Origin of the sequence: Actinomadura monticuli (assembly GCF_041463655.1) — a bacterium.
In the GTDB taxonomy this organism is placed as follows: Bacteria; Actinomycetota; Actinomycetes; order Streptosporangiales; family Streptosporangiaceae; genus Spirillospora; species Spirillospora monticuli.
Window position 1 is genome coordinate 15,611 of sequence record NZ_JAXCEI010000006.1, and the last position, 18,020, is coordinate 33,630.

General features: G+C 72.2%; 22 protein-coding genes, 1 tRNA gene and 1 other RNA gene. 12 read left to right on the top strand and 12 right to left on the bottom strand.

Features of this window, described 5'->3' with window-relative positions; translation table 11 throughout:
- Positions 1-27 precede the first annotated feature (27 nt).
- A complete protein-coding gene (locus SM611_RS14545) occupies positions 28-300 on the top strand; it encodes a hypothetical protein (RefSeq protein WP_371950066.1) in 273 nt (90 codons plus the stop codon).
- 14 nt (positions 301-314) lie between these two features.
- Positions 315-458 carry a hypothetical protein gene (locus SM611_RS14550; RefSeq protein ID WP_371950067.1) on the top strand — a complete coding sequence of 48 codons (144 nt, stop codon included), beginning with the start codon at positions 315-317 and terminating at the stop codon, positions 456-458.
- Between the two features lie 2 nt (positions 459-460).
- Here the strand turns inward: SM611_RS14550 and SM611_RS14555 are convergent, their stop codons facing one another.
- Complete coding sequence (locus SM611_RS14555) at positions 461-688, bottom strand: hypothetical protein (RefSeq protein WP_371950068.1); 228 nt, start codon at positions 686-688, stop codon at positions 461-463.
- Positions 689-807: 119 nt separating this feature from the next.
- Between SM611_RS14555 and SM611_RS14560 the strand changes: the two genes are divergently transcribed.
- The 3 genes from SM611_RS14560 (at position 808) to SM611_RS14570 (ending at position 4,467) form a co-directional block, all read left to right on the top strand.
- On the top strand, positions 808-1,605 hold the full coding sequence (locus tag SM611_RS14560; protein ID WP_371950069.1) for a MerR family transcriptional regulator: 798 nt from the start codon (positions 808-810) through the stop codon (positions 1,603-1,605).
- A 66-nt stretch (positions 1,606-1,671) separates the two neighbouring features.
- Positions 1,672-3,447 carry a S9 family peptidase gene (locus SM611_RS14565; RefSeq protein WP_371950070.1) on the top strand — a complete coding sequence of 592 codons (1,776 nt, stop codon included), beginning with the start codon at positions 1,672-1,674 and terminating at the stop codon, positions 3,445-3,447.
- 138 nt (positions 3,448-3,585) lie between these two features.
- Complete coding sequence (locus tag SM611_RS14570) at positions 3,586-4,467, top strand: hypothetical protein (protein ID WP_371950071.1); 882 nt, start codon at positions 3,586-3,588, stop codon at positions 4,465-4,467.
- A 26-nt stretch (positions 4,468-4,493) separates the two neighbouring features.
- On the opposite strand, the gene SM611_RS14575 is transcribed toward SM611_RS14570, so the two are convergent.
- From SM611_RS14575 to SM611_RS14585, 3 genes are all read right to left on the bottom strand, one after another.
- The gene (locus SM611_RS14575) at positions 4,494-5,162 is read right to left on the bottom strand and encodes a TetR/AcrR family transcriptional regulator (RefSeq protein ID WP_371950072.1); all 669 of its coding nucleotides are present in this window, start codon (positions 5,160-5,162) and stop codon (positions 4,494-4,496) included.
- A 106-nt stretch (positions 5,163-5,268) separates the two neighbouring features.
- Positions 5,269-6,333 (bottom strand): aspartate-semialdehyde dehydrogenase, encoded by a 1,065-nt coding sequence (locus tag SM611_RS14580; RefSeq protein ID WP_371950490.1) that lies wholly within the window; start codon positions 6,331-6,333, stop codon positions 5,269-5,271.
- Positions 6,334-6,464: 131 nt separating this feature from the next.
- Positions 6,465-7,739, bottom strand: a complete 1,275-nt coding sequence (locus tag SM611_RS14585) for an aspartate kinase (protein WP_371950073.1) — start codon at positions 7,737-7,739, stop codon at positions 6,465-6,467.
- 250 nt (positions 7,740-7,989) lie between these two features.
- Between SM611_RS14585 and SM611_RS14590 the strand changes: the two genes are divergently transcribed.
- Together SM611_RS14590 and SM611_RS14595 are read left to right on the top strand one after the other, a co-directional pair.
- Positions 7,990-8,352: a hypothetical protein gene (locus tag SM611_RS14590; RefSeq protein ID WP_371950074.1), complete on the top strand. Its 363-nt coding sequence runs from the start codon at positions 7,990-7,992 to the stop codon at positions 8,350-8,352.
- A 319-nt stretch (positions 8,353-8,671) separates the two neighbouring features.
- Positions 8,672-9,016, top strand: coding sequence for a hypothetical protein (locus SM611_RS14595; protein ID WP_371950075.1), 345 nt, complete (start codon positions 8,672-8,674; stop codon positions 9,014-9,016).
- 22 nt (positions 9,017-9,038) lie between these two features.
- Here SM611_RS14595 and SM611_RS14600 read toward each other — a convergent pair whose 3' ends face one another.
- The 3 genes from SM611_RS14600 to SM611_RS14610 all read right to left on the bottom strand — a co-directional run bounded on the left by SM611_RS14600 (position 9,039) and on the right by SM611_RS14610 (position 10,631).
- Positions 9,039-9,584, bottom strand: coding sequence for a DUF5063 domain-containing protein (locus SM611_RS14600; RefSeq protein WP_371950076.1), 546 nt, complete (start codon positions 9,582-9,584; stop codon positions 9,039-9,041).
- Entirely contained in the window at positions 9,577-10,176 is a 600-nt protein-coding gene (gene recR, locus SM611_RS14605) for a recombination mediator RecR (RefSeq protein WP_371950077.1), read from the bottom strand. The genes SM611_RS14600 and recR overlap by 8 nt, the downstream gene beginning before the upstream one ends.
- Positions 10,177-10,241: 65 nt before the next feature.
- Positions 10,242-10,631: a YbaB/EbfC family nucleoid-associated protein gene (locus SM611_RS14610; RefSeq protein WP_371950491.1), complete on the bottom strand. Its 390-nt coding sequence runs from the start codon at positions 10,629-10,631 to the stop codon at positions 10,242-10,244.
- 227 nt (positions 10,632-10,858) lie between these two features.
- Here SM611_RS14610 and SM611_RS14615 point away from each other — a divergent pair, with 227 nt between their 5' ends.
- Entirely contained in the window at positions 10,859-11,437 is a 579-nt protein-coding gene (locus SM611_RS14615) for a sugar O-acetyltransferase (protein ID WP_371950078.1), read from the top strand.
- Positions 11,438-11,545: 108 nt separating this feature from the next.
- A complete protein-coding gene (locus SM611_RS14620) occupies positions 11,546-11,893 on the top strand; it encodes a VOC family protein (RefSeq protein WP_371950079.1) in 348 nt (115 codons plus the stop codon).
- A 45-nt stretch (positions 11,894-11,938) separates the two neighbouring features.
- On the opposite strand, the gene SM611_RS14625 is transcribed toward SM611_RS14620, so the two are convergent.
- Entirely contained in the window at positions 11,939-14,107 is a 2,169-nt protein-coding gene (locus tag SM611_RS14625; protein WP_371950080.1) for a DNA polymerase III subunit gamma and tau, read from the bottom strand.
- Positions 14,108-14,176: 69 nt separating this feature from the next.
- Positions 14,177-14,272, bottom strand: an RNA gene (gene ffs / locus SM611_RS14630) — signal recognition particle sRNA small type.
- Between the two features lie 59 nt (positions 14,273-14,331).
- On the opposite strand from ffs, the gene SM611_RS14635 reads away from it, so the two are divergent.
- Both SM611_RS14635 and SM611_RS14640 read left to right on the top strand, forming a co-directional pair.
- The gene (locus tag SM611_RS14635) at positions 14,332-14,676 is read left to right on the top strand and encodes a DUF952 domain-containing protein (protein ID WP_371950081.1); all 345 of its coding nucleotides are present in this window, start codon (positions 14,332-14,334) and stop codon (positions 14,674-14,676) included.
- A gap of 10 nt (positions 14,677-14,686) precedes the next feature.
- A tRNA-Ser gene (locus SM611_RS14640) sits at positions 14,687-14,774 on the top strand.
- Positions 14,775-14,845: 71 nt separating this feature from the next.
- Here the strand turns inward: SM611_RS14640 and SM611_RS14645 are convergent.
- Positions 14,846-15,298: an Lrp/AsnC family transcriptional regulator gene (locus SM611_RS14645; RefSeq protein ID WP_371950082.1), complete on the bottom strand. Its 453-nt coding sequence runs from the start codon at positions 15,296-15,298 to the stop codon at positions 14,846-14,848.
- Between the two features lie 203 nt (positions 15,299-15,501).
- On the opposite strand from SM611_RS14645, the gene SM611_RS14650 reads away from it, so the two are divergent.
- Positions 15,502-15,810, top strand: a complete 309-nt coding sequence (locus tag SM611_RS14650) for a type II toxin-antitoxin system VapB family antitoxin (RefSeq protein ID WP_131884496.1) — start codon at positions 15,502-15,504, stop codon at positions 15,808-15,810.
- 1 nt (position 15,811) lies between these two features.
- Here the strand turns inward: SM611_RS14650 and SM611_RS14655 are convergent, their stop codons facing one another.
- On the bottom strand, positions 15,812-17,074 hold the full coding sequence (locus SM611_RS14655) for a CynX/NimT family MFS transporter (protein WP_371950083.1): 1,263 nt from the start codon (positions 17,072-17,074) through the stop codon (positions 15,812-15,814).
- Between the two features lie 197 nt (positions 17,075-17,271).
- Positions 17,272-17,985, bottom strand: coding sequence for a FadR/GntR family transcriptional regulator (locus SM611_RS14660; protein WP_371950084.1), 714 nt, complete (start codon positions 17,983-17,985; stop codon positions 17,272-17,274).
- Positions 17,986-18,020: the final 35 nt, after the last annotated feature.

The window sequence follows — 18,020 nt, forward strand, 5'->3', positions numbered from 1 at the left end:
GGCCCCTCCGCAGGAAGAAGGCACACGATGTCGAACACGCCGCCCCCCACCTCGATGACCACCTCCGACCTGGCCGAGATCCTGTTCTGCAGCGGGCTCCAGGAGTCCGACCGTCCCTCCGCCGAGCAGGTCCGCGCGGCGATCGACCACCGGATCGGCGCCTGCGGCGGGGACCGCTCCGTCTGCCTCGCCCTCGTCGCGCAGGAGGCGGGCGACCACCCGGAGACCTACAGCGCCCGGATGCGCTGGGCGCTCAGCACCGTGTCCGAGGCCTACCCCCGTGTCGGGACAGCCGCCTGACCAGGGAGAATCCGATGCGTTCACCGTTCATCGACCGGCGCCGGGACATCCTTCCCCGCACGCTCCGCGACCTGATCGCCGCCGACGCGGCGCAGGCCGCGAAGGACCGGCCGCGCCGCCGGCAACGCAGGACCAAGACCGTCCGGCGGGCGCCCTAGCCTCAGTGGCGCGACTTGGTCCCGGTCTTGGACGTGGTCTTCTTGTGCTTGGTCTTGTGGCCGCCGCCCGACTCCCACTCGTACCCGGGCGTGTTCTTCTTGCAGTAGCTGTCGCTGACCTTGGTGTCGGTCGCGTCGTGCTCGCACCACCTCTTCTGACCGCACGCGGTCAGCCCGAACGCGGCGACCAGCACGGTCAGCGCGAGTGCGACGGAACGGGTCTTGGGCATGGCGGTGGACCTTTCTCTGCTACGACGACGCAGGTCGGACGTCCGCGACCCCGATCCCGTTCCATGGCCGGGCGAGCGGACGACGTGCCCGGCACCGGCCGCGAACTATGCTGACGCCCGTGAGCGATGAGCCGACGGAGGCCGAAGGGCCCGCGGAAAGCGAAGGGCCGGCGGACCGCGCCCCGGCGGACGGCCCCGGCGGCGGCCGCGAGTACCGCATCGGCGAGCTCGCCTCGGCGGCCGGCGTCCCGGTGCGGACGCTGCGCTACTACCAGGAGCGCAAGCTGCTGCCGCCGCCCCGCCGCGAGGGGCGCATCGGCCTCTACTCCGAGGACCACCTCGCCCGCCTGCGCATGATCGGGAACCTGCTGGAGCGCGGACACACCCTGGAGGGCATCCGGGAGCTGCTGTCGGCGTGGGAGCAGGGCCGCGACATCGGCACCGTCCTCGGGGTCGAGAAGGCGGTCACGACGCCGTGGTCGAACGAGGTCCCGGTGACGATGACGCTGGACGAGCTGGCCGCCCTGTTCCCCGGCGAGGTCGGCCCCGACTCGGTAGAGCGGGCCGTCGCGCTCGGCCACATCGAGGTGGACGGCGACCGGGTCACGCACTGGAGCCGCCGCCAGCTGGACGCGACGGTCGCGCTCGTCCGCGCCGGGGTGCCGCTGGACGCGGTGCTGTCGGCCGGGCAGGAGCTCCAGCGCAGCATGGACGACCTCGCCGCCATGTTCGTCCGGCTGATCACCACGCACATCGTCGCGAGCATCGACGACCAGGACCTCGGCGAGCTCACCGAGACCCTCGCCCGGCTGCGTCCCGGCGCGCAGGTCACGGTCGAGGCCGGGTTCGCGCGGGCCATGGACCGGCAGGTCCGCGGCGCCATCGACCAGCTGCTCGGCCGCCTGACCACCCCCTGACGCACCCCCTGGGGCCCTGCCGCCGCGGCGGGTGTGCGGGCGCCGATCGGCCGGGATACTGGGGGCATGGTCGACGACGAGCGCTGGAAGGCGCGTTTCCGGGCCGCCCGGATGAGCCTGCCCCGATGGGCGCGTGACGCCCCGAACCGCAGCATCTACCGGTCGAACGTGACGGGGACGTGGGAGATCTACGCCTGGGACCGGGAGACCGGTGCGCAGCGCCAGATGACCGATCGTCCCAACGGCACATGGATGGGTACCGTCGACCCGTCCGGCGAATGGGTGTGGTGGTTCGCGGACACGGACGGAGACGAGTTCGGCATATGGAGGCGTCTCCCGTTCGGGGGGTCGTTCGAGGACTCGCAGAGCGAACCCGCCGTCCCCGGGCTGGATCCGTCGTATCCGTCTGGGCTGTCCCTAGGGCGCAGTGGTCTCGCCGTCGTCGGACGGACGTCCGAGCAGGGCAACACGATCCATCTGTGCCCTCCCGGCGCGGAACCCGAAGTGCTCTACCACCACGCGGAGGACGCGCACATCGCCGCCCTCTCGCGGGACGAGACCCTCATCGCGATCGGGCACAGCGAGCATGGGGACAGCCGGCACATGGCGCTGCGAGTCCTGCGCCCTGACGGGTCCGCGGTCGCCGACCTGTGGGACGGGCCCGGCAAGGGCGTCTACGGCGCCGGGTTCGCCCCGGTCGACGGCGATTCGCGGCTCCTGGTCAACCATGAGCGGCGCGGCCGGGACGAGATGCTCATCTGGGACCCGGTCGCCGGGACCGAGCAGGAGATCGTCCTCGACCTGCCCGGCGAGATCGGCGCCGGCTGGTATCCGGACGGAACGGCGCTGCTGATCTCCCACTCGCACGAGGCGCGCGACGAGCTGTACCGGTACGACCTGGCCGACGGCTCGCTGACCGGGATCGACACGCCGCGCGGCGTGATCGGCGGCGCCGACGTCCGGCCGGACGGGACGGTCGAGTTCTCGTGGTCGTCCGCCGCGGAGCCGCCGGTGATCCGCTCCACGTCCGGCGCGGTCGTCCTCACCCCGCCCGGCGAGCCGGCGCCGCCGTCCGTCCCGGTCGAGGACGTGTGGGTGGACGGCCCCGGCGGCCGCATCCACGCGCTGGTCAGCAGGCCGGACGGCGACCGCCCCTACCCGGCCGTCTTCGACGTCCACGGCGGGCCGACCGCGCAGGACGACGACTCGTTCGTGCCGACCGCCGCCGCCTGGGTCGACCACGGGTTCGCGGTCGTCCGCGTCAACTACCGAGGCTCCACCGGATACGGGTCGGAGTGGCGCGACGCCATCGAGGGCCGCGTCGGCCTCACCGAACTGGAGGACATCAAGGCCGTCCGCGACTGGGCCGTCGAGTCCGGTCTCGCCGACCCGTCGAAGCTCGTGCTGACGGGCGGCTCGTGGGGCGGTTTCCTCACCCTGCTCGGCATCGGCACGCAGCCGGACGACTGGAGCGTCGCGGTCGCCGCCGTCCCCGTCGCCGACTACGTCGCCGCGTACGAGGACGAGATGGAGGGCCTGCAGGCGTTCGACCGCTCCCTGTTCGGCGGCTCGCCGGACGAGGTCCCGGACCGGTACCGCGAATCGTCCCCGATCACCTACGTGTCGCGGGTCAAGGCGCCGGTGCTGGTCCTGGCCGGGGAGAACGACCCGCGCTGCCCCATCCGGCAGATCGACAACTACCTCGGGCGGCTCGCCGAGCTGGGCCTCCCGCACGAGGTGTACCGGTACGACGCCGGGCACGGCTCGCTCGTCGTCGAGGAACGGATCACGCAAATGGCCGCCGAAATCGGCTTCGCCCGCAAACATCTCGGCATGTCGTGACCTGTCCGGGGGACGGGCGCGCGGCCGCCCGTCCCCCGGGTTTACACGATCGAACCTCGGGCATCCTCCGGTCGGCCGTTGATCATGACGGCCGGCACGCCCCCCGGTCAATCGGAGATCACCGATCGGGGGGACCACATGACACGTCTTCGGCACGCCCATGCGCTCGTCCGGCACGCCTTCGGCGACCGAATACCCGGGCCGCACGGCCCGGCCTTCCGCCTGACCGCCCTGGCGGCGGCCCTGGCGTTCGCCGCCACGCCGCTCACCGCACCGCCCGCGCACGCCGCCGGTTCGGCCATGCCCGCCGACCGGCGCGCCGTGCCGGCAAGTGCCTCCGAACCGGGCCGCCCTTCCGTCACCTTGCCGGCGCTGCGTCGGGGCTCACCCGTCCCCGGGTCGCGGCGGCCCTCGCTGGCCACGGCCGCTCCAGGCCCTGGCGCGGAACCCGGGACGGCCTCGCCGATGCTCGCACCGAACGGGCGGCCCCCGGGGTCCGATGATCCCGCTTCGGCGGTCCCGCCGGGTCCGCCCGCACCGGAAGCGGGCCAGGACGTATCGGGCGCCGAGACGGACTCCGCCCCAGAAGACGCGGAAGCGCTCGGCGGGCTGCCGGAACTGCCCGCGTCGGCGCGGCTGAAGCACGCGTTCGCCGGGGACGTGCTGCGCGCCTTCGGCATCCGCTGGCGGTCGACCGGCGGCTGCTCGGACCGGAAGGGCCGGAACTGCACCTCGTTCGACGGCGTCCGATGGGGGACGATCAAGGGCCTGATCGACTTCGCCGAGTCGAGCGGCTGCGAGATCACCGTCACCGGGGGCACCGAGCGCGGTCACGCGTCCGGCGCCTACAGCCATGCGAACGGCTACAAACTCGACATCGCGCCGGGGCGGTGCGTGGACGCCGCCATCAGGCGCCACCCGTCCGCCGGGACGCGCGGCGACGGCGCCCGGCTCCACCGGTCACCGGACGGCACCGTCTTCGCCCGCGAGAAGGACCACTGGGACATCACCTTCCGCTGACCCGCTCCGCGGCCCGGCGGCGCCGGTCAGGCCCGGACCTCGCGGATGATGCCGACCAGCTCCCGCGTCACCGACTTGAAGCCCGGCAGCCGCGACATCGCCACCATGCGGTTGACCAGCGGGACCGTCCGCTCGACGAGCAGGTACGTCTTGCGGCAGCCGGGCGAGCTGTCGTGCACCCAGTACAGGACGATGCCCATCGAGTAGATCCACAGCAGTTCGGGCAGCTCCGCCCGGAACTCCCTGTCGATCTTCAGGTCGGAGCCCTCGACGACCTCGCGGTAGATCGCGACCGCCGAGTCGCGGGCCGGACCGGACTCGGCGCTGAACGGGTTGAGCGGGCTCGTCGGCTCGGCGGCGAACTTGAAGAACTTCCCGGCGAACTCGTGGTACGGGACCATCGTGTCGACCCGGGCCCTCAGCACGCCGAGCAGCCGTGGCGCGAACTCCCGCTCGGTGTCGAGGACGGCCCGGCAGGCGGCGACGTGCTCGTCCTGCAGCTCGTCGTAGTAGGCCTGGATCAGCTCTTCCTTGGACCCGAAGTAGTAGTAGGCGTTGCCGACCGAGACGCCCGCCTCCTTGGCGATCGCCCGCATCGTCGTCGCCTCGTAACCGCGCTCCCGGAACAGGCGCAGCGCCGTCTCGACGATCGCGGCCCGCGTCTGCTCGGACTTCACGGCCTTCGTGTCGGTCACGCATGCCACCCTAAAGCCCGCGTGCGGCGTCCCGCTCATGCCATGAACCGCCGCCCGGCGCAACCCCGCGCCCCGGGGCGGTGCCCCGCGGGCGCGGCCGGGCGGGTCACGCGGTCAACTCGGCGGCGATCAGCTCGGCGATCTGGACGGTGTTGAGCGCGGCGCCCTTGCGGAGGTTGTCGCCGGACAGGAACAGGTCCAGGGCCCGCGGGTCGTCGAGCGAGCGGCGGACGCGGCCCGCCCACGTCGGGTCGGTGCCCGCGACGTCGGACGGCGTCGGGAACTCGTGCGTCTCCGGGCTGTCGCACAGCACCACGCCCGGCGAGCGGGCCAGGATCTCCTGTGCCTCGCGCTGGTCGGTGCGCTCCGCGAACGCGGCGTGCACCGCCATCGAATGCCCGGTGATCACGGGGACGCGGACGCATGTCGCCGACACCTTCAGGCCGGGCAGGCCGAGCACCTTGCGGGTCTCGTCCCGCAGGCCGGTCTCGTCGGACGTCCAGCCGCCGTCCACGCCCGTGCCCGTCCAGGGGATCACGTTCAGCGCGAGCGGCGCCGGGAACGGGCCGAGGTCGCCGACCACGCCGCGCACGTCGCCCGAGCGGTTGCCGAGCGCCCGGTCGCCGCCGACCTTCTCCAGCTGCGCGTACAGCGTGTCGACGCCGTGCCGGCCCGCGCCGGACGCCGCCTGGTAGGACGCGATGACCAGCTCCCGCAGCCCGTACCGGGCGTGCAGCGCGCCGACCGCCACGATCATCGACAGGGTCGCGCAGCCGGGGCCCGCGACGATGCCGCGCGGACGGTCCCGGACACGCTCGGGGTTCACCTCGGGGACGACGAGTGGAACGTCCTGGACGGCCCGGAACGCCTGCGACGCGTCGACCGCCGCGGCGCCGTGCTCGACCGCGACCGGCGCCCAGGCCGCGGCCACCTCGTCCGGCACGGCGAACATCGCCACGTCGACACCGGAGAAGACCTCCGGGGACAGCGCCAGAGTCTCGGCCCGGTCGCCGCGCACCTGGAGGCCGCGTCCGGCGGAACGCTCCGAGCCGACGAGGCGGACCTCCCCGTACACGTTCCGGCGGGTGGACAGCAGGTCGAGCAGCACCGAGCCGACCGCCCCGGTGGCGCCCACGACCGCGAGAGTCGGCAGCCCGGAGCCGGAGCCCATCGTCGCACTCACATCCTCAGAACTACCGCCGCCCACGCCCGGTTCCCGGACAGGGCCCTAGGAATCGGACGCCGGGGCGGCGCCGCCGGAGGCGTGTCGCGGCCGGCGGCACCGCGCGGCCCGCGCGGCGGTCAGCGGCCGGTGCCGCCGTAGACGACCGCCTCGACCTGCTCGGAGTCGAGGTCGAACGCGTGGTGCGCGGCGGCCACCGACGTGTCGACGTCGTCCTGGGCGACGACGACCGAGATCCGGATCTCGGAGGTGGAGATCATCTCGATGTTCACCCCGGCCTCGGCGATCGCGCTGAACAGCTTCGCCGTGACGCCCGGGTGCGAGCGCATCCCGGCGCCGATCAGCGACACCTTGCCGATGCGGTCGTCGTAGCGCAGCGCCTCGAAGCCGATCCGCTCCTTGAGCTTGTTGAGGGCGGTGAGCGCGGTCTGGCCGTCGGTCGCCGGAAGCGTGAACGAGATGTCGGTCCGCCCGGTGGACGCCGCCGACACGTTCTGCACGATCATGTCGATGTTGATCTCGGCGTCGGACAGCACCGTGAAGATCGCGGCGGCCTCACCGACCTTGTCGGGCACCCCCACCACGGTGATCTTGGCCTCGCTCCGGTCGTGCGCGACGCCGGAGATGATCGCCTGCTCCATGTCCTGTCCTTCGATCTCGCTGCTGTCGACGACCCACGTGCCCTCCTTCTGACTGAACGAGGAGCGCACATGGATCGGGATGTTGTAGCGGCGCGCGTACTCCACGCAGCGCAGATGCAGGATCTTCGCACCGTTCGCCGCCATCTCCAGCATCTCCTCGTAGGAGATCTTCGGGATCTTGCGGGCGGCGGGCACGATGCGCGGGTCGGCGGTGAAGACGCCGTCGACGTCGGAGTAGATCTCGCAGACGTCGGCGTCCAGCGCGGCGGCGAGCGCCACCGCGGTGGTGTCGGACCCGCCGCGGCCGAGCGTGGTGATGTCCTTGGTGCCCTGCGAGACGCCCTGGAACCCGGCCACGATGCAGATCGAGCCCTCGTCCAGCGCGGACCTGATCCGCCCCGGCGTCACATCGATGATCTTCGCTTTCCCGTGCGAGCCGTCGGTGATCACGCCCGCCTGGGAGCCGGTGAACGAGCGGGCCTCGTGGCCCAGGTTCGCGATGGCCATGGCCAGCAGGGCCATCGAGATGCGCTCGCCCGCGGTGAGCAGCATGTCCAGCTCACGGACCGGCGGCAGGGGGCTGACCTGCTTGGCCATATCGATGAGATCATCCGTCGTGTCGCCCATGGCGGAGACCACGACGACCACGTCGTTGCCCGCCTTCTTCGTTGCGACGATGCGCTGGGCGACCCGCTTGACGCCATCGGCGTCGGCGACGGAGGAGCCACCGTACTTCTGCACGACAAGAGCCACGAGTGGGCGCTCCTCGGATCGGGGTCAGGCGTACCGGTCGTCGAGTCTACCGAGCCCACTCCGATGGATCACAACGAGGTAACTATCTCCTTCCCGACAGGGAGGACACAGGCCGGCCTGGGCCGTTTCCCGGTTCGTCGCGAAAATTTGTGGTTCACTTCCGCACTGCCCCGAACACATCGGCCGACAATCTCGTCCTATCGGTGCGACAGCGGGGTGATGACCCCGTACCCCCACGCAGAGGAGCATCATGGCCGATTCCGTCAAGCTTCACGTGACCGGCACGCCCGACCAGGTCGGCCCCTTCCTGGAGCAGGTCCTGGGGGCCCAGGGCTACCGCTTCACCTGGGAGAACCCGGGCGAGGCCATCATCGAGAAGGGCTCGCGCACCAAGGCCCTCCTCCTCGGGGCGTTCGCCACGCACTACAAGTACCGCGTCATCCTGCGTCCGCAGCAGGACGGCAGCGTGATCGTCGACGCCGGCCTCGCGACGACCGGCATGTCCGGCGGCGCGATCGGCGTCGCCAAGGTCCGCAAGGGGCTCGACGAGGTCGGCCGCGTCCTGGACGGCGCCTTCCAGAACGCCGGCACCTTCCGGGGCCGCGTGGCCTGACGCGCGCCGGCGAGGGTCTGTCCGCCATCGGCTGGAGACATCAGTCCATGGAACGGTTGGTCTCGAAGAGCGGATCCACGGCCCGTGTGGCGAAGACCTGATCTTCGCCACACGGGCTTTTCGCGGCTCAGGGCCGGGACGCGGCTCGATCGGCGATCCGCCCCGACGGGACGATCCCGGTTGGATCTTCTCAGCTGACCACCAGATAGCGGGGCAAAGCGTCTAGCTAGGGGGCAAGGGGCGGGGTGCGCCGTGGTTCATCTCGTCCACCGGCGATCCGCCGCGCCCGTGCCGTGACCCGGCCGGGGCGCACGCGGCGGTGACCGAGCTGATGGGAGAGCCGATGGCCGCGTTCGACGAACTGCCGCGGATACGCAGGGGGCCGCTGCACGCGCTCTACGCGGCGCTGCGGCGGCGCGCCCCGCAAGTGTCCGCGACGCGACCGGACGACGATGAGGCAGGGCTGCGCGTCGCCTACCGCGGGCAGTCCGGCGTCGTCGTCTGGGACGGCGAACTCGCCCTCTACGCGTGGCGCCCCGGAAGCGGTGACGGCGACGGCAGCGGCGGCGGAGCCGGCGGGCAGCTCGGCTCGGACGTCGAGAAGACCGCCGAGCTGGTGGCGTGGACGCTGGGCGCGTCGGTGACCTCCGGCGGCACCGCCTAGGCAGCGGACCGGCCGGCCCGCGCTAGGCCGTCGCGACCTCCGTGGACACGTCCAGGCGGGCGTTCGCGACGAAGGCGTGCAGGGCGCGCAGGGCGGCGCCGGCGTGGTTGCCCCAGTGGTTGAAGTACGAGTACTGCCACCACCAGAGCGCCTCCAGAGGGCGGTCCTGGTTGTAGTGGCGCAGCCCGTGGACGAGGTCGCTGGCGACGTCGACCAGGTCGTCCGACAGGCGGTAGGACGTGGGCTCGGTGTCCTTGTACGGGTCGAACACCTCGACGTACTCGTCCAGCGCGACGAGGCGCTCCGACAGGCCCTGCCGGACGGCGTCGAGGTCGGGGTCGTCGCCGACCTCCGGCTCCCAGTTGTCGGGGAGGATGACGTCGGCACTGGCGCCCAGCTGCGCGCCGGCCAGGATGACCTGCGACACCTCGAGGAGGAGCAGCGGGATCGTGTGCACCCCGCCGTCGCCGCGGGCGACCGCCTCCAGTCCGTTCAGGTAGTTGTCGACGTGGCACGCCACGCGCTCGGCGAGGGCGTTCCAGTCCTGCGGGCTGTTGGTGTCAGACATCGAGCAGCCTCCGTCCTTCGAATGCGCGGCCGAGCGTCACCTCGTCGGCGTACTCGAGGTCGCCACCCACCGGCAGGCCGCTGGCCAGACGGGTGACGGTGATGCCCATGGGCTTGACGAGCCGGGCGAGGTACGTCGCGGTGGCCTCGCCCTCCAGGTTGGGGTCGGTGGCGAGGATCAGCTCGGTGACCGCCCCGTCCGCGAGGCGCCGCATCAGCTCGCGGATGCGCAGGTCGTCCGGGCCGACGCCCTCGATCGGGCTGATCGCGCCGCCGAGCACGTGGTAGGTGCCGCGGAACTCGCGGGTCTTCTCGATCGCGACGACGTCCTTGGACTCCTCCACGACGCAGATGATGTGGGGGTCGCGGCGCGCGTCCCGGCAGATCCGGCACTCCTCTTCCTCGGCGACGTTCCCGCACGTCTTGCAGAAGCGAACCTTGTCCTTGACCTCTTTGAGCGCCTTCCCCAGCCGTTCGACCTCGGCCGGGTCGGCGGCGAGCAGGTGGAAGGCGATCCGCTGCGCGCTCTTGGGGCCGACGCCGGGCAGCCTGCCCAGCTCGTCGATGAGGTTCTGAACCACCCCTTCGTACAACGGACCCCTCCTTTCCTAGTCGTCCGCGTTGCTTTCGAGGTCTTTGAGGTCTTTGAGGACTTCGTTCAGGCGCCCTGGCCGCCGAGGCCGGGGAAGCCGCCGGGAAGGCCGCCGCCCTCGCCGCCGCCCCCGCCGAAGCCCGGAATGCCGCCTCCGCCGCCGAGCCCCTGGGCGAGCGGCCCCATCTTCTCCTGCTGCAGTTCCTGCGCCTCGCGGACGGCGTCCCGGATCGCGGCCAGGACCAGGTCGGCGATGGTCTCCGCGGTGTCGGCCGGGTCGTCGGCGTCGACGGCCTTCGGGTCGATCGACAGCCCGGTGACCTCGCCCTGACCGTTGACCGTCGCGGTGACGAGCCCGCCCCCGGCGGTGCCCTGCACCTCGGCCTCCGCGAGCTCGCGCTGCGCGGTGAAGAGCTGCTGCTGCATGGCCTGCGCCTGCTGCAGCAGTTCCTGCATGTTCAACTGTCCACCGGGTTCCACGGTGCACTCCCTCTTCCGGCCCCCGAGGGCCTTCTCTCTGTCGCTCCGCCAGCCTCCGGTCGTCCGTCCCCCGAGACTACGGGTTCGCGCCACGATGCGGTAAGTGCGCCGGTCACGATCTTGGCGAGAGTGCTCCCGCACCTGGCCGGGGGGCGGACCACCCGGAGCCGCCGCGTCCGCCGCCGCGGCTAGGCTCGTGCCCGATGACCGACTTCTTCGCCGGGGACCCGCGCAGCAACCGGGAGCGGATGCTGGCCGGTGACCTCTACATCGCGGACGATCCGGAGCTGGAGGCCGCGTCCAGGCGGGCCATCGCCCTCGCCCACCGGTACGGCGAGGTCTACGCCACCGACCAGGACGCCGCACGTCCCCTCCTGGAGGACCTGCTCGGGTCGATCGCCCCGGACGCCCACATCCGTCCGCCGCTGTACGTCGACTACGGCACCTACATCACCGTCGGCTCGGGCACGTTCGCGAACTACGGGCTGACCGCCCTGGACGTGGCGCGCATCACCATCGGCGACGACGTGCAGATCGGCCCGAACGTGCAGCTCCTCACCCCGACCCACCCCCTCGATCCCGAGCGGCGGCGCGCGAAACTGGAGTCCGCCGAGCCGATCGTGATCGAGGACAACGTCTGGCTCGGCGGCGGCGCCATCGTCCTCGCCGGGGTGACGATCGGCGCCGACAGCGTGATCGGGGCCGGCTCCGTGGTCACCAAGGACATTCCGCCGAACGTCGTCGCCGTGGGCAGCCCCGCCAGGGTCGTCCGTTCGCTGTGACGGCTCTGCCGGTCGCGGAGCCGAGTTCCCCTCCGTCCAAGACGGGGGCGCGGTGCCGGGCGACGATGGTTTCGTCCCACTGACCGTCCTGCAGATTCGGGGTCGCTGATGTCCGTTCGCCGTGTCGTGCCCAATGTCCGGTCGGAGGCCATGCCGGAGAACCGCGCGTTCTACGGGCTGCTGGGCTTCGAGGAGGTCATGAACCAGGGCTGGATCATGACGGTCGCCTCCCCCGCCGTCCCGACGGCGCAGGTCAGCTTCATGACCGAGGACAGGACCGGGCCGGTCGTCCCCGACATCAGCGTCGAGGTCGACGACGTGGACGCGGTCTACGCGACCGTACGGGAGAGCGGCGCGGAGATCGTGCACCCCCTCCGGGACGAGGAGTGGGGCGTGCGCCGGTTCTTCGTCCGCGACCCGGACGGCCGCGTGGTGAACGTCCTGAGCCACCGCTGATCCGCCGACGGGACGCGGCCTCCCCGTCCTGGCCGGTCGCCCCGGCTAGGACGGGGAGGCCGAGTTGTCGATCTCGCGGATGATCTGACCGCCGAGTTCGCGCTGGATGAGGGCCATGCCGTTCATCTCGGCCTCGTTGCCCTCGGCGTCCGCGTCGCCTTCGGGGTCGACCTCGTCGCTCTCGTCCATGGGCGCGGGCTCGGGCGGCGGCGGAGGCTCGTCCGGCGGCGGTGGCAGCGGCCCCGGGTCCGTGTGGCCGCGCGAACCCCCGCTGCTCGCGGGCCGCGGGACGGGGTTCGGCCGTCCCTGGGACGCGTTCTGCTGCGCCCGCGCCTGCGGGGCGTTGCCGAAGCCTCCGGACGCCGACGACCCGAAGCCGGAGGACGAGGCGGAACCGAACCCGTTGTCGGGCCCGCCGCCGGTGCCGCCCGGACGTCCGCCGCCTCCGGGGCCCTGCGCCGGGGGACGTCCGCCTCCGGCGCCGCCCCCGCCGCCGACGACCGTCTCGATGCGCCAGTCGACGCCCATCCGCTCCTTGAAGACCTCGCGAAGGACGGTGTCGCGACCGCCGTTGACGAAGCCCAGGCGGCGTCCCTCGGCGTCGAAGCCCAAGGTCAGAACCTTGCCGTCGAGCGACACCGGCTGCACCCCGGACATGATGACCATCCAGGTGGCGCGGCTCTTCTGCTTGACCGCCTCCACCACGTCCGGCCAGACCCGCTGGACGGACGTGAAGTCGAACCCGCCGGCGGAGGGCGGGCCCGGGTCGGCGCTCGGCGGGCTCGGCCGGGCCTCGCCGGGCGCGGCGGGCCGCTGCGGAGCGACCGGACGCGACTCCGCCGGACGCGACTCCGCCGAACGTTCCGGTGCGGCCGGACGTTCCGGTGCGGCCGGACGGGAGGATTCAGCGGGACGTTCCGGCGCGGCCGGACGTTCGGCGGCGGCAGGCGGCGGAGCCGGACGCTCGGCGGGAGCCGGCGGCGCGACCGGCGCGACCGGCGCCGCGAACGCCGGAGCCATCGCGTCACCCGAGGCCGGTGCCGCCAGACCGCCCTGGGCCGCCTGGCGCTCCAGGCGGTCGAGTCGGGCGAACATGGACGCCTCGTCCTCGTACGCCGCCGGCAGCAGGATGCGGGCGCAGATCAGTTCCAGCAGCAGCCGCGGGGACGTGGCGCCGCGCATCTCGGTGAGCCCGGTGTGCAGCAGGTCGGCGGCGCGCGTCAGCTCGCCGGGGCCCATCGACGACGCCTGGCGGCACATCGCGTCCAGCTCGTCCGGCGGGACGTTCAGCAGCCCCGTCCCGCCGGCCTCCGGGACGTTCGACAGGATCACCAGGTCGCGGACGCGTTCCAGCAGGTCCGTGGTGAACCGGCGCGGGTCCTGGCCGCTCTCGATCACGCGGTCGACGGCGGCGAACACGGCGGCGCCGTCCCGGGCCGCGAAGGCCGCGATGACCTCGTCCAGCAGCGCGGAGTCGGTGTATCCGAGCAGCGAGACGGCACGCGCGTACGTGATGCCCTTCTCGTCCGATCCGGCGAGCAGCTGGTCGAGGATGGAGAGCGTGTCGCGCGCCGACCCGGCGCCCGCCCGCACGGCGAGCGGCAGCGCGGACGGCTCGTACGGGACGTTCTCGGCCTGCAGGATCTCCTCGACGAGCTCCTGCAGCACGCCGGGCGGGATCAGCCGGAACGGGTAGTGGTGGGTCCGGGACCGGATCGTCCCGATGACCTTCTCGGGCTCGGTGGTCGCGAACACGAACTTCAGGTGCGGCGGCGGCTCCTCGACGAGCTTCAGCAGCGCGTTGAAGCCGCCGCTGGTGACCATGTGCGCCTCGTCGATGATGTACACCTTGAAGCGCGCCGACACCGGCGTGAAGAAGGCCCGTTCCCGCAGGTCGCGGGCATCGTCGACGCCACCGTGGGAGGCGGCGTCGATCTCGATGACGTCGATGTGCCCCGTCCCGGACGGCCCGAGCGCGACGCACGAGTCGCACACGCCGCACGGGTCGGGGGTCGGCCCCTTCTCGCAGATCAGGGAGCGGGCGAGGATCCGGGCGCTGGACGTCTTGCCGCACCCGCGCGGGCCGCTGAACAGGTACGCGTGGTTGATCCGGCCGTTGCGCAGCGCCTGCTGCAGGGGCTCGGCGACGTGCTCCTGCCCCTTCAGCTCGGCGAACGTCGCTGGCCGGTACTTGCGGTACAGCGCCAGACTCATCGGGGGTCCGCCCTCCTGGAGTAGCAGAGCGTCAGCAGCACGGTTTCACGAAGCACGGTGTCACCTGAAACAGAGGACCCCCCGCACACCCGCCAGAGCCTGTTTATCCTTGCTGCCTTCCGGCCCTGGGGAGGTTCACAGGGTGACGCCATGCGAGGGGTCTGCTCAGAGTCTATGACATCCCCGCCCCTGGATTGCCACGCTTCCGGCGTAGTCTCCGCCTCATGCCCGCCGCGCCCCAGGACAAGCTCCTGCACATCGCCGAACGAACCCACTGGGAATCCGCCCGCGCCACCGGTGTGTCGTACACCATGTCCACGCTGGGCCGGACGCTGGACGACGAGGGCTTCATCCACTGCTCGTCCGACATGTCCCAGGTGGACGGCGTTCTCGCCCGCTTCTACGGCGCCGTCCCCAGGGAGGACCTCGTCCTGCTGGTCATCGACGCGTCCCGGCTGGACGCCCCCGTCCGCCGCGAGCCCGTCGGCGACGACGTCTTCCCGCACGTCTACGGGCCGATCCCGGTCTCCGCCGTTATTGAGGTCAGGTCACTGCCCGGGAACCGGTAGGCTTTCCCGTGGAGGATTCGCCTAGTGGCCTAGGGCGCACGCTTGGAAAGCGTGTTGCGTGCAAGCGCTCGCGAGTTCGAATCTCGCATCCTCCGCCACACCGAGGCCGGTGCCCGACGCGGGCACCGGCCTTTGACGTTCCCGGGGCGTTCACTCGGGCGGGACGCCGTCACTCGCTCTTGGGCGACAGCGGGCGTTCGAAGAACGTCTCCAGGACGACCGTCGCCCTCGTCCCGCTGACGCCCTGGATGTCGTAGATCCGGCGCAGGACGTCCTGCAGCCGGGTGGTCGTGGACGTCCGTACCTTGACCAGCACGGACGCGTCACCCGCGACGACGTGGGCCTCCTGCACCTCCGGGATGGCGGCGAAGTCGGCCGCGCGGTCCCCCATCCAGACCGACGAGTCGATCATGATGAAGGCCAGCACGCCCTGCCCCAGAGCGGCCGGTTCCACGTCCACGCTCGTGCGGCGGATGACGCCGCCCTCGCGCATCTTCCGGACCCGTTCGTGAACCGCCCCCGCCGACAGGCCGACGGCAGTGCCGAGCGCCGCGTAGGACCGGGTGGCGTCCTGCTGAAGGAGTTCCAGCAGCCGGCGGTCGATGTCGTCCACGTTCTTCACCAGACAGACCATACGGTGGGACCAGATTCTGGACGAGCGGTTCCGCAACCGGACGCAGCCACCGGGATCGGACGGCGGATGGCGGTACTTACTCACGAAGCGCCTGAGCTGCGCGGTAACTGGTTTACCGATTGCGGCAACTCCCGTGACGCATGTTGTTGCGTTGCCTTCTCCGGCCACTGCGGACGCCGTAGACTCGAAGGGTGATCTTCAAGGCGGTCGGTGACGGAAGGCCCTATCCGGACCACGGGCTCTCGTCCCGGGACTGGGCCAAGATCCCGCCTCGCCAGGTACGCCTCGACCAGCTCGTCAGCACCAAGCGCGAGATGGACCTCCAGTCCCTCCTCTCGAAGGACTCGACGTTCTACGGCGACCTGTTCCCGCACGTCGTCCAGTGGCAGGGGGAGCTCTACCTGGAGGACGGCCTGCACCGGGCGCTCCGGGCGGCGCTGCACCAGCGGCAGGTGCTGCACGCGCGCGTCCTGGACCTGGACGCCGTCGACATGACCTGAGTCAGCGCGTCCTGGCGGGTTCCAGCGCGGGGAGCTCCCGCGGCCGCTCGCCCATGCGCGACCGCGGCCGGGCCGGGCGGACGAACCCGGGACGCGCGGCCAGCAGACCGAACACGACCTCCGGCACGACCAGCAGGAGCAGCAGGACGAGCGGAACGGTCCAGCCGCCGGTGGCGTCGTGCAGCACCCCGACCGCGAACGGGCCGGCGGCGGCGAGGAGATAGCCGCCCGTCTGCGCCATCCCGGACAGGCCGGCGGCCACGGACGGGCTCGGCGAGCGCAGGCTGAGCAGCGTGTACGCCAGCGGGAACGCGCTGCCGGTGCCGATCCCGAGGACGAGCACCCACGCCCAGCCGGCGGACGGGGCGACCAGCAGCCCGAGGGTGCCGGCGACCATCGTGGCGGCGACGGCGACGACCAGGGGACGCTGGTCGGGCAGCCGCGCGGCGAACACCGGGACGAGGAAGCCCAGCGGAATGCCGACGATCATCATGGCGGAGACCATCATCCCGGCGGCGGCGGGCGCGTACCCGGCGTCCCGCATGATCTCCGGCAGCCACGACATCAGGACGTAGAACATCAGCGACGCCAGCCCCATGAAGGCGGCGACGAACCAGGCGGTCGGCGAGCGCAGCAGGGACCCGTCCTCGCGCGGGGCCCGGACGGGGACGTCCGGGGCGCGCCGCCGCCCGCGGACGGCCAGCGGCCCCCACACGAGCACCGCGACCAGGGACGGGACGGCCCAGACGGCGAGCGCGAGCCGCCATCCGCCGGCCTCGTCCAGCGGCACCGCGAGCCCGGCCGCGACGGCGCCGCTCGCCGCCATCAACATCATCGCGAGGCCCGTGAGCGAGCCCACGCGGGACGGGAACGCGCGCTTGATGACGGCCGGCATGAGGACGTTGCCCATCGCGATCCCCGCGCCCGCCAGGACCGTTCCACCGAACAGCGCGACCGGCGACTGCACCACGCGCAGCACGATCCCCGCCGTGATCATGACGAGGGACCCGGCGATCGCGACCTCGGCGCCGAGCCGGCGCGCCACGACGGGCGCGACGCCGGCGAACGCGCCCAGGCACAGCACCGGCAGCGTGGTCAGGATCCCGACCTGCGCGCCGGACAGGCCGAAGACGTCCCGCAGGTCGCCGAGCACCGGGGCGACGCCGGTGATCGCGGACCGCAGGTTGACCGTCAGCAGCACCAGCCCGGCCAGTGACCAGACGGCCGTGGCCCGGGAGACCGGAGTCGTCGCAGAACTGTTCATCTCACCTTGCTCGTCATCGCATCGTCCCGGCGAGGGGCACCGGGTCACGTTCTTCTTGCGGGCCGCGCCTTCAGGCAGGCGCGGCGCTCGTCCGACGCCCTACGTCACCCGCGGACGTGCAGCACCGCCACCGGCTGGGTCGCACCATCCGGTGCCGACCCGTCCGGCCGGTCTCGTTGTTCCTGTGTTCGGGCCGGTCAGGTGTCATGGACGACCTCGCGTCCCGGCTCTGGGCGGGACGGTCCGGTCGTGGAGGCGAGGATCTGGTCGAGGCACGCGTGGGTGGCGCGCGTCGCGGCGTCGGCGTCGCCCGCCTCGACGGCGGCGGCGATGGGGCCGTGCGGGACGTCCGCGTGCTCCAGCAGGACGCCCGCGGCCCCGATGCCGGCCCGCAGCACCGCGCTGAAGTCGCGGTACAGGTCCATCAGGACGCGGTTGTGCGTGGCGTCGACGACCGCGGTGTGGAAGGCGAGGTCGGCCTCGACGAACGCGGCGTGCTCGCCGGCCGCCCAGGAGGCGTCGCGGCGCGCGAGCGCGGCCGTGATCGCGGCGATGTCGGCCTCGGTGCGGCGGGTCGCCGCGAGGCGGGCGGCCTCGACTTCGAGCCCGCGCCGGACCTCCAGGATCTCGACGAGCTCCGCCGTCTCCAGCCGCCGCCGGACGGCCCCGGACAGCTCGCTCGTCGCGCGCACGTACGTCCCGTCGCCCTGCCGGCTTTCGAGAAGCCCGGCATGGGTCAGCGCGCGGACCGCCTCGCGGACGGTGTTGCGGCCGACCCCGAGCGTCTCCGCGAGCACCGGCTCCGGCGGGATCTTGCCGCCGACCGCCCAGGTCCCGCCGACGATCTCGTCCCTGAGCTGCCCGATCACCTGGTCGACCAGCGAGGACCGGCGAGCCGTCCGCAGCGCCATCCCGAACCTCCGGTCAACCAGTCATCCTACGTTTC